Genomic DNA, 15,253 nt, shown 5'->3' with positions numbered 1-15,253 from the left:
TTCTAGGTTGATAAAAAAATCAAATTGTTCATTTCCACCATTTCGAAATTTTATTGCATTTAGAAAGCGAACTCATTAAAACTGAATAATTTCTTTTGAAAATAAAATAGCAGGTGACGTATGCACGCGCCACCTGCTTCATGTATTGAATTCGAGAATCTCATGGTAAAGTCGTTCGCTTCCCTTTTTCTGAGGATTGCTTACTCACTGTGATGAATCGTACCATATCCTTTTTATCATAATAGGTTTCTACGGAGAGATCGTTCAAGCGATAGCGATCGACACGTTTGATGGTGTATTTCGCGAATGTCTTATCGGACTTTGAAAACTGATGCGAAATGGAAGGAGCGTACGTTGTTGAGGTCACTGGTTTACCAAAGACGGACTGAATCTCCTTTTTTGAAATCGAGCGCTGTTCAAGCGCTGGGAGCATCGTCAGCAACTCAATCCGATTCGGCTGATGTTCTAAGGGGCGTGGATAACGTGAAGCAAGGACACTTCCTTTCCATTTCCCGTTCATATTCACCTTCTCTTTCGAAAGTAACATCTTCCCCTTCGTTCCTTTAAGTTTCGAATAAGACGAGGACAGGACCGGTAAGCCTTCAAACGATTCGTGATCGAGTAGTGATTGGCGGTGACGCTCTAGCCACGGTATATCTTCTAGCGACGATAGCTTTGGCGGTGAGACCTTACCAGTGACAGTCGCCGTGAACCCCTCATAGGTCGCGGATAAGGTATAGTCTCCTTCTGCTTCACCGTGCAGTTTCCCCGATTGAATGAAGGCTGCTTCTGGATGATCCGTCTCCCAGATGACACCTGCTTTGACGAGAGAAGTCTTTCCGTCAGCTCGCGTGACTTCAAGTGCTAACGTTTCTGAAGCCCCTCGACCTATGCGTTGACGAGCTTTTGGTATTTGAATTGCGATCGGTCGTGTCGATAATGCTTTTCCACTGTAAATGTTCGTCTGGTTAGATCCTTCGACGATGATGGAACGTGCTTTGTTACTGAGTTCAACACCTGATTGATAGGAAAAATCTTGATTGTGGTCGAGAGAAGTATAAATACGCCGTCCCGTCTCTCGTTCAAATAACGAGAAGGGGCGATCACTTCCGGACGAGGTGACCGCAATGAAGGTTCCTGATTCATCAATCGCAATGTCACTATAAGAAACGTCACTTCCCACCACAAACTGCTCATTCGTCTGTGTCTTTTCAAGACCATGATTCAAATCGTAGACGTCGGGCTGTGGTACTCCCTGTTCTCCGATGACGAGAAGTCCCTCGTCATTCATGTCAAATGCCTCGATCCCATCTTCTTCTCTCGCATGGATGACTCCTGTATACGTCAAGTCAGCGGTATAGAGATATACAGCAGACGAATAGACGACGGCAACATGATTGCGTGCGGTTAACAATTGACCGTATGGACTGGTTCCACGACTACTAAGGAGTTGCTCCGCATCTAAATCATACGAAAGAAGTTGGCAGTGCCCACCATTCTTCGCTAGTAACACGACCGTATGCGTATTCGGAATGAACTGGACGTCCACGAACTTCGTAATCTTGTCTTCCTTGTCGACAATCTCTGATACTTCTTGAACCTTTGTTCCAAAAGCATTGTAGACATGAAGCACTCCCTGTTTTATTACGACACGTTGTTTTTGATCGTCCGAGACATCGAATCCTTCAATCGATGATTCCCTACCAGAGAGCGACTGAATGCGTTCTCCATTTTGAAGGTCAATCAGACTAAGTTGTTGATAGGAAGACCACTCCCAAACGCGCTCTTGTCCTTTGACGATTTGAAACTGTCCCGATAATCCGAATGATCCTGTTAATGGTACAGTGACTTCTGCTGCGACAGGTAATGCTCCTCCAAAAGATATGATTCCCCCAAGTAAAACCATCATTATTTTTCTCATGCCTATCATCCTTTTTTATCTAACTTTCATTCATAGTTTAACGTATTTAAGGATAATAAAATTCTATTTTAAAATTATTTTTATACAATCAACTAAAATAATTATGCATTTTTTATATTCATACATAGAAATTAGTAACCTATTTCATTAAATAAATATAAGTATATTTATTATTATTTACTAATTATTTATCATAATTATAACTCTCTATATTCAAATTTATTTCTTTAGTTAAAAGTATTTAAAATGATAGTCGAGAAAGTTAATATAATTTCTATAAATTTTTAGTTAAGATTACTGAATGAAAAACATCAATGAATTAGCGTTACACGAAACCCATAGATTTTATAGATTAGAATAATTGATCGTATTAGATTAGTGAAGTCTCCAAGTGATAATTGATTCACTAATACTTAATAATCTTTAAAAATTATATTTATACTAAAAAAAGTAGTGGATTCTCGCATTGAGAAACCACTACTTTTTAAAACTAAAATACAATATATAGAGAGTCTTCTTAAATTAGATAACTATATTCTAATTTAAGTCATTTAACCATAAACATTATGATGGTTTATTTAATGTCACTAGCAGCAATAGTTAATGTTGTAACAGCACTTGTGTTAGTAGATGACGTTTTCTTAGTACGAACTTTAAATACATCACCAGCACTAGCAGGAATTGATTGGTTACTAGCTGTAAACGAAGTGTAGGCTGCGCCGTTTTTGCTATATTCCATCGCTGTAGTAGAGTTAGTAAATGCTGTTTCTCCAGTAGCAGATCCTTGAGCCAGTGTAACGTTTGGTGCAGCTGGTGTTACTAACTCAAACGTTTGAGCAGTTTTAGCATTCCGAGCAAGATCTTCAATCGACCCTACGATAGATACAGTAGCTGGCAAGACACTAGTATTACTAGAATCACTTGATAAAGTAAGTGTAACAGTGTTGTTACTAACTACTAGAGATTTGATAGTACGACCATTTACAGCAAAATCTGATTCTTGAACAGAAGCTGCATATAGGTTTTCAGAGAATGTCAATACAAGCAAATCATCGTTTGCAGCGACCGCATCATCTGCAAAGACTGCATTTGTAATAGATGCAGCAAATTTATCTTTGACATCTGCTCCAGTTACATTTGTTAATGCTACTTTAGTTCCGTAGCCATTGACAGCAGATACTGTAGCTGCAGATGCAGTAGAAATTACAACTGGTGTAGCAACAAGATCTGATGCCATATCACCATTTACTCCATTTGAAGTAGTAAGAGTAATTACTGATTTCCCATCAACTACTTCATTAGATAAATTAACTGCAGCTGTAGCAGATGCTGATCCAACTTTAACAAGGAAATCATCCGCTTCAGCATTTGTAATTACTTCTTTGAAGTAGAGTTTTACAGAGTTTTTACCAGTTACTTCAGCTTTATCAAACAATGGCGCTGTAGCATTTGCAGGAACAGTTACAGTTGTCGTTGGAGCTAAGATTAAGTTACCAGCAACATCTGCCACTCGCAACACTTGAATACTAGCACCATTAGGAGTAGTCTGTGGTCCTGATTCTACATCAGTAAAGTCTAGAATAACTGATTTGTTGTTATTAGAAGCAGTTAATTTTACTTTACTATCAAGTGCGTCAGTACCTGAACCAAACAAGTAATTAGCCTTGTTTTCAATTGATGCTTTGTCCATTACTTCTGAGAAATTAATTTGGACTTTTTTAGATGATAATAATTGAACTTGATTCGAAGCAAGTTGTGGACGAACCGTATCAGCAAGAGTTACTGATTTAGTTACATCAGCTAATTTATTTCCAGACGTATCTTCAACACCTTTAATAGAAAGGTTATAAGAACCACCGTTTAATTGATTAGTAGTTGTAACTCGATAAATATTTTTAGAAGCATCTACTCGAGTAACATTTTGAATAGCAACTGTTTCACCAGTCGAATCTTTCAAAGCATAGTTGGAAACATTTGTTCCACCAATAACTTCTTCACTAAATGTTACATCGATAGTGTTACTTGATTTTCCTTCTACATTTGTAACAGTAGGAGCTGTTTTATCAGCAACGTAAGAACCTGAAAGTTCAACTTCTGCAAATTTATTACCAAAAGTATCTTGAATTTGCGTACCGTTATCCGAAGAATAATCAACAATTACTTTAACTGGACCTTCAGGGAGTTTTTGACCTGATGGAAGTGTAAGCGTAATTTCATTCCCAGAAATTGTACCTTTAGTAAGCTTATACGAAGATGCTTTAGTCGTATGATAGAAATCAACATTCGCATCATTTAAATTCGTAACATCTTCATTAAATTTAACTTTTACTTGACTAGAAGATAATACTTCTAATGTAGCTGTTGGTGCAGTAGTGTCTGCATTGTAAACGAATGATTTATCTACAGATTCAACTTTAAACGTCGCAAAATCAGATCCACCGACAATATTGAGTGTATGTGAAGAACCATTTTCAGGAGTTAGTCCAATTGTAAGATCCGCATATAATCCACTTGAAGCTAATTGTGTACTTACAATTGTCGTAGCACCATTATTTAATTTAAATGCAGGGATTGCTGTAAGTGGCTCAGAGAAATATACACGAACTACACGTGGTGCTACAACTTTAATTTCTCCAACTGTCGGAGCTACAACATCAAGGAATTTAACATCTTTTGTTACTTCAGCGATATTTTTTCCTTTTGAATCCTTAAGATTTTTAACTGTTAATTTTGCATCAAGTGACTGTGCTTGAGCTGTATTAAGTGTAAGGATTACTTTTTTACCATCTACCACTTCAGCAGAAGAAATAGCAATTGAAGTATTGTCAGCTTTCTTAAGTTCATAATTAGCAGTTAATGAAGCTAAATCTTTGTCCACATCTTTATTAAGTGTGACTTCAATTTGCTTGAGGTTAATCGCCTAATCCCCATAAGATTACCCCAACTCATGTGATACTACGATTTCTGAACACCCCCAACGAAACCCGTCCCTTCTATACTTTCCACTCGTACGATTCCTGAACGAATCCTCTAAGAATCGATCTCCTCTCTGACAGATTCTCATATGAAATACTTACGAGTCGCGTCATCTTTTATCAGGGTAATACACTATCTCTGAAGATTACTTACAAGTAACGAGTTTCTTCTATAGTAATACTTTTTCGTACCATGCCTCTATTCGGATCAAATCACCGGCTTATCCGCGTTTGATGCATTCGTCCTCCCATTTATACCTTTCTGACTTATCTCCGGCTTTCCGCGTCTATTTGATACCAAATTGACGGTGTTCTCTGTCTCTCGACAAAAAAAAGGAGCGGTTCTACGCCCCTCCTAATCTTGTCTTCTATTTTTCTCTGGGAGTGATGCCCGATAGGTCGGTGCATAGCGCGTGATGAACTCGATCAATCCGATCGTTACGATCTCTCCTTGGGTCATGTTCATGTCTTTTGCCAAGAGCGGAATCAGTTCCGACATGGACTGGGGCAATGTGACCGTCTTGTTTTGCCGAAGGGGTCCGAAGCTATACCGAGGGACTGGCTGTCCTATCTGTTCCTCTTGCATTTTTTCTTCGAGCAAGCGGCGTAAAGGACCTACATGTTGGAGCAAGTACTGAATCAGATCATGCCCTGCCTCATTCGTCATGAGCGCATCAGATGCTGGCGTTTCATCATCCTTTACCTTGAACAGGACGGAAGAATCCGCTTCTGCTACAACAGGATTCGTCTGTGTAATCGAAGGAAGGGCTACCGGACAATAGGTCTGCTCCTTATCCGACCAGACATAGCCTGCTTGCCGCATCATTTTTCCGAGTGCTTCCATCGTCTCGAAACCATATTTCTTGGCTACTTGATCGACTCGAACGTTACTACTCCGAAGAGACTGGATAACTTGTTTGGGAAGATTCGTCTTTTCCCATGTCTTTAGTCGTTCTTCGGATCGTTCCTCTTCTTTGACGAATCGATCGTTCTTCAGTCTATATCCTTCCCGACGCATGAACATGTCGATGCTGGAGAAGCTCTTATACCCATACCGTTCTGTGATCTCCGTCCGGGAGACACCCTCCTTCATCATCTGTACAATCGTTGCTATCTTTTGTTCCTTTTCATTCATCAGATGTCTCTCCCTTCTCAGGTGAGAATCGAACCTTCGTAATCGTTTCTTGAAGGTCCTCTTGATAGACATGCATATACCCGGAAGTCGTTCGAACGGATTCATGACCGAGTACTTTCTGAATATAGACGACGTTGACATTATTTTTGACCAACCAGCTGGCGTAACTATGCCGTAAAGTGTGCGACGTCACATGTTTGTCGATTCCTGCCTGATTCTTCGCGCGTTCGAGGACCAGGTTGATGTAGGCAATCGAGATCGTTCCAGTTCGTTTAGTAGCGAAGAACAACAAAGACTGTGTAGCGTGACGATGATGCACTAGATAATCATGTAATTCCGTCACGAGTTCTTCATTGATCGGGACCGTCCGTGCCTTATCACCTTTTCCATGCTGGACTCGGATACATCGACCATCGAGATCCACATCATCGAGTGTCAATTGGATTGCTTCCGATACGCGTAATCCGGCAAATGCTTGGACATAGGCAACGTAACGGACGATGGGGATATCGATACATGAAACGAGCAAATAGAACTCTTCCTGTGTCAGGTGTTCCCGTTCCGTTTTCCGGACACGCGGCAGTTGGAGGCGTGCCGTCGGGTCTTTTCCGACTACATCTTGAATCTCAAGGAAACGGAAGAAGCTACGCATGGCAGAGACATATCGTTTTGCACTTGCAACTTGTAACTTTCGTTCTTGGAACAGATAGGTGAAGTAGGGTTGGATGTGTTGATGAAGCGTGATGTCTTGGCAACGAATCGGTCCATTCATCCGTTCTGAGAAGTAGCGGTTGGCATCGAGTAGAGATAAGCGATATCCCCGAATCGTCTCACGACTTTTCTTTTGGAAGGCAAGGGACTCGACGAACGCTTCGATGGCTTCTTTCATCGTAATATTTTGATCCAATCCGTACTGAGTAAGAATATGAGCATTCATTGGTCGAATTCCTTTCGTGACGCGTACTTTACGCCATTTATTTTGTATTTTGGACTAGAAGACCAGACCGATAAGAAGGAGCGGACTCCTTCTCAATCATCGGAATGGGTACAGCGATAGCAACAAGCGATTGGGTCTCGTACACTGGATGGACTGCATCCATCTGATCCAGATGTATTCGGGATGAGCGATACCAATTAAGAAAAGGGGCATGACGCTATCCATCAGTTGTCGAACTCGAATTCATCTTCATCCGGTGGCGTTTCGAGTTTAGGCTTCTTCTTGACAGTAGAATGCACACCGTTACTCCGGATTTCAGGCTTTTTACGGAAGACACTATGGGTGACTCCTGATGGATTCAGTTCGCCTACCGTCATCTCGGAAATATATTCATCCAGAATATCTTCTTCGATTTTGAATAAATAGCACGAATCTTCTGACTTTTTTACCTTCTTTTCGGTCATCTTCTCTCGTAACTCTTCTTCCTTCTCCTCAAAGATCCGAATACGACGTTCGTTACGATCACTCTCTCCGATGATCCATCCCCGTTCTCGCCACTCCCGTCCTAGTACGGTCGTACTTGGATATCCATCGGTTGTCATCCAGTTCTGAACGATATTACGAAGAATCGCTACTTCATAATGCGTTCCTTTTTTGATGACTTTACCGTAGATGGCTGTCCGATCTGGCGTCTTCCCTTTGATTTTGAAGTGGTTCAAGTTCTTAATCACCAATTCCTGAATCGTATGATAGGCGTTCAGGGCAATGTCGAGATCCTTCGTTTGTTCCAAGAAAGAATCAATCAACATCTCATCGATTCGTGTCATCCCTTCGTGCAAACTCTTACGCGCAACATCGAAGGTATCCGGCATCGCTTCTGCCAGGAGTTCAAGTGCAAGGGAGACAACTGACAGCATGTTCGTTGCTCGATCCCGATAAGCGGAAGAAGGCAATTGGTTCCGGAACTGCTCCCGTCGTTCGTCAAAACGTTCGCTCATCTTGATCGGATTTTGACGGAGAAGATACACAGCAAGCGTCACACCGAAGTGTCCGTGATAGGACTGAATCATCCGGGAGACCTGTTCAGCAATCGCGGCATTCGGCATGAAGTCGAGATTGATGAATTCGAGGTAACGAATACTGACACCAGCACTCTTGAGTTCGGTTTTCTTCATCGCATTTTGTCGGATACCTTGCTCACCCGTTGATAGGAAGACAGTACTCCAATCCCCTCCTTGTCGAGTTTCCATGTCACCGTTCAGTCGAAGACGTTCCTCCCCTTGTGACAACTCATAGATGATATTCGTCATACTGCCTTGGAAGGTACTTGCCTCATCCAGAATCATCGCTAGTCCATAGTTCCGGTTCGCGAGATTGATGATGGCATTCTTCGTTGAGACCCACGAAACAGATAATGGTTGCTGATAGGGATTACCGTTCATGGAGACTGCCAATCGAGCTGCTGTCGTCTTTCCTCGGGATGAGTTACTATGCAAGTGAATCAGGAAAGGCATCAGGTCCGGTCGTGTCAGACGAAGGTAACCGAGCAAGATGCTTGATACACCAGCTCCCATCATCAGACGGATCGTATCGTATTCGAGGAGTGGAGTCAGTTCTTCCATATACGCGGATAGATCCCCTTTGATGTCAATCGCCTTCTCATACTTCTTCGAGATCTCACTTGGTTTCAGGACGACTTCATCGGTGTCATGATCGTAAGACAGGAATCCGGGAGCATGTGCGAATGTATACGAAAGACGATCTGTTATACCGTCTCGTAAGACCCACCCGACAAAATCATGACGATAGCGGGGATGCAACTGACTCGCCGATACCATCAGATAGTACGCGATCGTGGCACGATTGGCTTGAGTCGGAAACATCACGACACCTTCTGATAATAGTTGCTCGACACCCTCTTCCGTCAGTTTCTTATTCAGGATGCGGGCTTGACGATACCCTTGATTTACAGCATAAGTGACTTCATACTCTCGTAGGTTTGTCCCATTCATTTCTCGGACGCGTTCGACATAGAGACAAGTACAAAATGGGTGATGTTGAACGACATAATCATCTTTCTCGAAGACGATTCGATAGACACCCTCTTTTCGGACTTGGAAAACCGGATTCCCTTGTCCATCCTGAATGAGGTAAATCTCACCCGCTTCTAGTCCAGCCGCTGTGATCGGTTCCTTCTGTATCGTATACGGATTGAGTACGGTCGGTGCGTCCATACGATCAATCAGAGCTAGTACTGTCGGATAGGCATAGGGAGCTGGAACCGATGGCGATACGGCATCCTCCAACATAGCTTCAGCAAAATCATCGTGCTCTTCCGGAGGTGGTTCACTCTCCTCTAATCCATCATTCATGGCTGACTCCCAGCTGGATGCATCGATCTCGTCGGAAGCATCGTCCGCTTCTTCGGAGGTGACATCCTGTGTCTCCATTGATGACGTGTCGACGCTTTGCTCGAACCCTTCTTCTGACAATTCGTTTACATGTTCTTCCGGTAACTTATTCTGTTGCTTCTCCTGTTCATTCATCTCAGGTCATCCCCTTTTTACCCTTCACGGGTGGATTGAGTGACAAGGAAACTTGCTTCCTCGTAACTCCTGAGACATACACTACAACAAGATAAAAGAATTGAAAAGCCCTACAAACGGCTCTACAGAGCAATTTCAAATCTACCTCCAAAATCACTTTTTCCTTTTTTATTCCATTTTGATCATGATTACTTTCTATGGCGCTCCTAGCCTTCCCGTCCGATAAAAATTTTTGAGTAAGGAGCGCCTTGGGTAAAAATCTGATCATTTTTCAGGTCTTTTTATAATTTACGGACCATAAAAAGTTTTCTATTACCTTTATTTACCACTAAATAAGTCTTCGAAATTCATTAAAAAAATTTTCGAACACTTTCCCAAGTAAGCTCAAGAAGGTATCTATCTCACAAATATTGCAACGAAATAGATACCTATCCAATTCCTTTCAAATCACTTTCAGAAAGTCATCCACGACGGATTTGTTTGATATTGATGACGATACGAATCATCACTCGGATCATAGGATTCATGTCTAGTACCTCCTTCCTTCTCCAAAGACGAAACATCTTCTATCAGAGTTGTTCTACTGCCTGTTGTTTCTCTTCTTTCGAAGTCTGGATGTAGTATCGATTCGTCTGTTCGATCGAATGATGCCCGAGCAAGCGACTGATGACGGTGATATCAACATGCTTCTGTGTCAATCGTGTCGCGAACGTATGACGAAAGAGGTGTGGATAGAGATGACGACCAACATTGGTATTGATTGCTCTCAGAACATCCGATAGACCACCTCGCGTCAATCGCTCCCCTCGTTGACTCAAGAAGATATACGGACTCTCTACCGCCTGACGATGTTTCATTCTATCTTCCTCCACATACTGACGTAGACAACGTAGCGTATCTTCGCGTAATGGGACTTCACGGACCTTATCACCCTTCCCGTGGACTTCGATGCTTCGTCCTATCCAGTCAATCTGCCACAAGCGTAGCTCGACTAGCTCACTTGCTCGAAGCCCTGCATACAATAACAGATGAATCAGTGCTTGATTCCGATACGACAGACACGGTATGACCTGTTGTAAGCGAAGGACTTCCTTCTCCGTCAACACATCAACCTGATGACTTCCCTGCGCTACCTTGATACGGTCACTCCAGTAAATCCATCGTCGATCCAGCTTGCCTTGTGCCATCAGAAAGTCATTGTAGGCAGTCATCGCATTGAGAAACTTATTGATCGTAGCTGCCTTTCTTCCTTGATCAAGAAGCCATTGTTTGTGCGACAGGATATCCTCTCGTGAAGAAAACGTTCCTCGTCCACTGAACTTCTCGACTTCTGCGACATAGCTCTCGATTGTATTCGGTTGTCGTCCTTGTTCATAGAGGAATCGACGAAAGGATTCTTTTTCCCCGTTTGCTATTCCTGATGTCATGGGTCCATCCCCTCTCGATTATTTTCGGGGTTTCGGGGGTGTGAAGACAAAAATACCCGAAACCCCGTTTTTCTAGGTGGAGATACATCTCTATATCCTATGAAAACGGAATCGGGGAACGGGACATCTCCTCACAGTTCTAGTAGACTTCCCCTCAAAACTCCCGGCAGTTCTACTTTTGTCTTCTGCTCTTTTGCTGAATAGCTACTGAAACCGTTGGTATACAACATTTTCCTTCTTATCCTTACTCCCAGCAGTCTTAATGAACAGTCAGGAGTCACAGACAAGAATACTTCTACAATCTGCTACGTCTAGTCCCAAAATAGGACAAATAAAAAAGACCTTCTCACTCGAAAAGCTCTACGACTCGTTCTAGATATTCGACGTAAGACTGGATGATCAGCCGGTCATCTTCATCCATGATATTTTTGATACTTCGTTGGACGCGCGATCGATCGACATGAATGACGTCTTGTACGACATCCTCTAAGACTTGCTCGATGACATCTTCTTCAGTCAATAATTCTCCTTCGTAACAGTCCAGCGTCTCATCATATTGACGATAATAGTCCTTTCCTCCAAGTACTACCCGATGATATTTCCGCATTCTAATCTCCTCCTTTGGTATTCTCCACGGCACCGCATCTGTTACATACACTTGGTGTCGTCCTTCCTAGTCAATCCTCATCATGACTTCGTTTGGTCATATAGTTCGTAAGCAATCGTTCTTCCGTCACATAGCCATACCTCATAGACCAGCCGATAGGTGATCGGATCATAGCCCATTCCAGCTATCCATTCCTTTCCTTCTTCTTCGACATAGACGAATGTATCGAACTGTACAGGATCAGGAAGTAACAACAAATGTTCCGACGGAACGATAGACGAATCAATCTCTGAATGCTCGAACAGATAGGATTCCATCCCGACTTCATCGACGGCTACTACTTTACCAAACAGTTGCTTGATACGACTAACGAACCCGATTCTTCTATCCATCACATTTTCTCCTTTCTCCAAATAAAAAAAGAGCATTCACTCCGAAGTGGAATGAATGCTCTTTGTAAAGTCATACAAGATAATAATATATATTTATCTTTTGGTTCGACTCACAAAAAACTCTGATACCTTCGTAAGGCATCAGAGTCTTAAAAAATTATTTCGAAGCAGTTACAGTAGTTCCACCAACGATGACGTTTCCACCAAGATCAGCGATGTTAAGATCAGTTCCAGCTACTTGAACTGTAACCGTTTGAGAAGCGTTAAATGCTTCTCCCAAAGAAAGAACTACTTTGTCGTCTTGTGCATCATTTGCTTTGATTGTAACAGCTTTTTCAACACCATTAATTTTAACGATGAAATCGTCAGCATTGTTAGCATTTGCAGCGATTGCAGGAAGAATTTCACTGAAAGTAAGCTCTACTTCGTTTGCATCAGTAGTAACTGCAGCACCACTGTTTTTGAGTACAGCAGCTTTCAATGTAGGTGCTACGTTATCAAGAAGGTTAACTGTTGTAGTGTAGTTTGCTTTTGTAGCCGCAGTTGCGTCAGCAACAATCATAGAACCTGCAGCATTTTTAACATCTTTAGTGATTTCGAATTTGTACGCAGCATCAGAGACAACTTTGAAGCTAGCTGGAAGACGAAGTTCTACAACATCTTTAGCAGCAGAAGTGAATACCGCAGTCGTACCAGCTGGAAGAGCAGCATTATCTAATTTGTAATTTGCAACGTTTAAAGCAGAAGTTCCGACTTCTTCGTTGAAATCAACAGCGATAACGTTTTTAGAAGGTACAGATACACTACCAACTCCATTAGCATCAACTACAGTATCGAATGATACATATTGTTGTGATGCATCGTATTTCACAGATGTAGTGAATGCAGCGTTTGCATTATTGTCAACATCAGTAACTGCACCTGAAGCGAAGACCACTTGATAGTTTCCTGCAATTGGAGTTCCAGTAACTGTTACTTCAAGTGCTGTGTTAGCACCTTTTGAACCAGTAACACGAGCTACAGTAGCTGAGAGTTCAACACCATCTGGGTTGATGACTTTTACTTTCGAGTTAGTGTTTCCATCGATCGAAAGTTCTTCAGTGAAAGGAACTGTAATTACTGTGTTTCCACCAACTACATTAATAGTATTTAAAGCTTGGTTAAGAAGCGCAGGAGCTGTTTTGTCTTTTGAGAGCGTTACAGAACCTGTGTATGTTTTACCAATTAGGTTAACCTCATCTTTGAAGTTTGATACTTCAACAGAGAGTGAAACTGAAGAATCATTTGTTCCATAAAGTGGGTTAACACCATTTCCTGTATCTGCAGCAACACGGTAAGTGTATTCAGAACCAGTTGAAGCAATGAGTGAAGCGTTATATTGAATAGCGCCCTTCATAACTTTAATCGATGGATTAGGAAGTTGAATATTTTCAGAGAACTTGACTTTGAAAGTATCAGCAGATACTGCTTCGATTGATTTTACTGTTGGAGCAGTAACATCTTTAGATACTACATACGAAGTTGTTAAAGTTCCTGCTTCATTTCCAGCAAGATCTTTCGCGCTTACGAGAGTGACAGCATGAGTACCTTCAGAAACAACACTTCCAGAAACAGCTAACTCATATACATACTTACCTGCTTCATCTTCAACGAGTGTCGCACCAGAAACAGTAACTTGTTGTCCATCAACACGAAGAATTGCTGTAGAGAAATCTACTTCTTCATCAAATGAAAGCTCAAGGCTATTACTGTTAACCATTGCACCTTTCAATACTGGAGCAACTTTATCAGAGAACTTGTACTCGCCAGTGAAGTCAGCAACTTTTTTATAATCAGCTGTCAAAAGGTTTTGAGCAGTGACTTTATAAGATGCACCTTCAAGTTGTGCTGTAGTTGGAGCTTCAACTTTTGATGTGAAGCGTACAATTGCCGTTTTACCATCAGCTTGAAGTTGGATATCTTCAATAGCTAAAGTAGCAGAAGCTGCTGGTGCAACTGAAGTAAACGAGTAGTTTGCCGCAGTTTCAGCTACTGACTCTAAAACAGGTTTGTTGAATGTGATTTGTGCTTCTGTAGCGTTAATCGCCTTAACTTCTTTAACCATTGGAGCTTCGACTACGAAGTCTTTAGCAGGTGAAACAACATCACCGACTTTAACTACGAATGCATGAGTTCCATCTGGAAGAACAGGTGATTTAGCAGTCAATTTGCCGTCTTTGAGTTCAGCAGCAATTTTAATTGGCTCTTTCGTCATGTCTTTAAGTGCATAGACAAGAACTTCTGCTTTAGCATCTTTTGCTGGGTATTTCACGTCAGCAGAAACTGAAAGCATATCGTCTTTAATTTCGTTCATGACGTTTGTGATTTCAGCAGCTTTGACTTCATAAGCGATTGAACCCTTGATTGAAGAGTTTTTGCCCATGTAGTTGTAAGAAAGCTTCATTTCGCCAGCTTTGTCTGTTTTTTCAGCCGTAAGGTTGAAAGATTTAGCAGAACGAGCGATGACTTTACCGTCTTTGTATTTTACGTCGATTGTTGAAGGAAGGTTGAGTTTCTCACCAACTGCGACAGGAGCGAGCTTTGGCTCAACAACGTCAACTGGGTAGTTGTTCAACTTGACTTTGATCGAAGCTTTTTTCGTAGTACCTGAAACAGTACCAGAGATTGTTTGGTATTTACCGATGTATTTTTTGTCGTAAGAGACTTTGCCCCATTTGACTGAACGGTTTTCGTATTTCTTGTTTGAAAGCAATACTTTAACCGTTTTTGGAAGTGACAATTTTTTCACTGCGAATGTGTAACCACCGTAGTGTGAGATTGAAGCTGGGTTTGTAACAGATTTAACTGTGACTTTCGATGCAGCATCCGCCGTAAGGCCTGGTGCTACTGCTGAAGCTGTCACTGCAAGAGCAGCTGCTGCAGCGTATAATTTGTTCGATTTCTTCGTGCCCATGTGTAAAAATCCTCCCTTAATTAAACTACTAGTTGACTTGACGACTTGCCTCCAATAAAAGACAAAAGACAAACTTCAGGATCTCCTTCACCCAGCCTTTTCTCGTCCATACAATGGTAATTTAGTTGCTATTTCTACCAACTAAATTTCAATTGTATTTCAAATCCAAGTCAGATAAAGGAAGAAGTCTTACGTCCTGACGAAAATTGATAATTAGATAAAATAGGTAATATTAGAAACCTAATTTTCCCTTTTCTATCGAATCAGTATGTAATCGTCATTCCATAATTCTTATCGACACCTGATACTCCAATGTTTAACGATTTCTCGAAGAAAAATCGTTTTTCATGAATTTGCAGG

9 protein-coding genes are annotated in these 15,253 nt (G+C 41.6%); all 9 read right to left on the bottom strand.

Annotated features, from left to right (window positions below; all coding sequences use genetic code 11):
* Positions 1-160: 160 nt before the first annotated feature.
* Positions 161-1,921: a hypothetical protein gene (locus tag KNQ14_RS00775; RefSeq protein ID WP_214859235.1), complete on the bottom strand. Its 1,761-nt coding sequence runs from the start codon at positions 1,919-1,921 to the stop codon at positions 161-163.
* A 574-nt stretch (positions 1,922-2,495) separates the two neighbouring features.
* A complete protein-coding gene (locus tag KNQ14_RS00770; RefSeq protein WP_214859234.1) occupies positions 2,496-4,799 on the bottom strand; it encodes a hypothetical protein in 2,304 nt (767 codons plus the stop codon).
* A gap of 452 nt (positions 4,800-5,251) precedes the next feature.
* Entirely contained in the window at positions 5,252-6,031 is a 780-nt protein-coding gene (locus KNQ14_RS00765; RefSeq protein ID WP_214859233.1) for a hypothetical protein, read from the bottom strand.
* Complete coding sequence (locus tag KNQ14_RS00760; protein WP_214859232.1) at positions 6,024-6,968, bottom strand: tyrosine-type recombinase/integrase; 945 nt, start codon at positions 6,966-6,968, stop codon at positions 6,024-6,026. Before KNQ14_RS00760 ends, KNQ14_RS00765 begins: the two co-directional genes overlap by 8 nt.
* Before the next feature lie 224 nt (positions 6,969-7,192).
* Positions 7,193-9,514: a DUF927 domain-containing protein gene (locus KNQ14_RS00755; RefSeq protein ID WP_214859231.1), complete on the bottom strand. Its 2,322-nt coding sequence runs from the start codon at positions 9,512-9,514 to the stop codon at positions 7,193-7,195.
* Positions 9,515-10,083: 569 nt separating this feature from the next.
* Positions 10,084-10,941: a tyrosine-type recombinase/integrase gene (locus KNQ14_RS00750; RefSeq protein ID WP_214859229.1), complete on the bottom strand. Its 858-nt coding sequence runs from the start codon at positions 10,939-10,941 to the stop codon at positions 10,084-10,086.
* A gap of 346 nt (positions 10,942-11,287) precedes the next feature.
* On the bottom strand, positions 11,288-11,548 hold the full coding sequence (locus KNQ14_RS00745; RefSeq protein ID WP_214859227.1) for a hypothetical protein: 261 nt from the start codon (positions 11,546-11,548) through the stop codon (positions 11,288-11,290).
* A gap of 80 nt (positions 11,549-11,628) precedes the next feature.
* Positions 11,629-11,940 carry a hypothetical protein gene (locus KNQ14_RS00740; protein ID WP_214859226.1) on the bottom strand — a complete coding sequence of 104 codons (312 nt, stop codon included), beginning with the start codon at positions 11,938-11,940 and terminating at the stop codon, positions 11,629-11,631.
* Positions 11,941-12,097: 157 nt separating this feature from the next.
* Positions 12,098-14,893: an Ig-like domain-containing protein gene (locus tag KNQ14_RS00735; RefSeq protein WP_214859224.1), complete on the bottom strand. Its 2,796-nt coding sequence runs from the start codon at positions 14,891-14,893 to the stop codon at positions 12,098-12,100.
* Positions 14,894-15,253: the final 360 nt, after the last annotated feature.

Source organism: Exiguobacterium sp. s161 (genome assembly GCF_018619045.1).
Taxonomy (GTDB): Bacteria; Bacillota; Bacilli; order Exiguobacteriales; family Exiguobacteriaceae; genus Exiguobacterium_A; species Exiguobacterium_A indicum.
Note: the sequence above shows the minus strand (reverse complement) of the source record. Positions and strands in the feature narration are given on the sequence as shown.

Excerpts from the sequence above, each read along its gene's own strand:
- KNQ14_RS00775 (WP_214859235.1), bottom strand. The coding sequence starts at position 1,921 with ATGAGAAAAATAATGATGGTTTTACTTGGGGGAATCATATCTTTTGGA.
- KNQ14_RS00765 (WP_214859233.1), bottom strand. The coding sequence starts at position 6,031 with ATGAATGAAAAGGAACAAAAGATAGCAACGATTGTACAGATGATGAAG.
- KNQ14_RS00760 (WP_214859232.1), bottom strand. The coding sequence starts at position 6,968 with ATGAATGCTCATATTCTTACTCAGTACGGATTGGATCAAAATATTACG.
- KNQ14_RS00755 (WP_214859231.1), bottom strand. The coding sequence starts at position 9,514 with ATGAATGAACAGGAGAAGCAACAGAATAAGTTACCGGAAGAACATGTA.
- KNQ14_RS00750 (WP_214859229.1), bottom strand. The coding sequence starts at position 10,941 with ATGACATCAGGAATAGCAAACGGGGAAAAAGAATCCTTTCGTCGATTC.
- KNQ14_RS00745 (WP_214859227.1), bottom strand. The coding sequence starts at position 11,548 with ATGCGGAAATATCATCGGGTAGTACTTGGAGGAAAGGACTATTATCGT.
- KNQ14_RS00740 (WP_214859226.1), bottom strand. The coding sequence starts at position 11,940 with ATGGATAGAAGAATCGGGTTCGTTAGTCGTATCAAGCAACTGTTTGGT.
- KNQ14_RS00735 (WP_214859224.1), bottom strand. The coding sequence starts at position 14,893 with ATGGGCACGAAGAAATCGAACAAATTATACGCTGCAGCAGCTGCTCTT.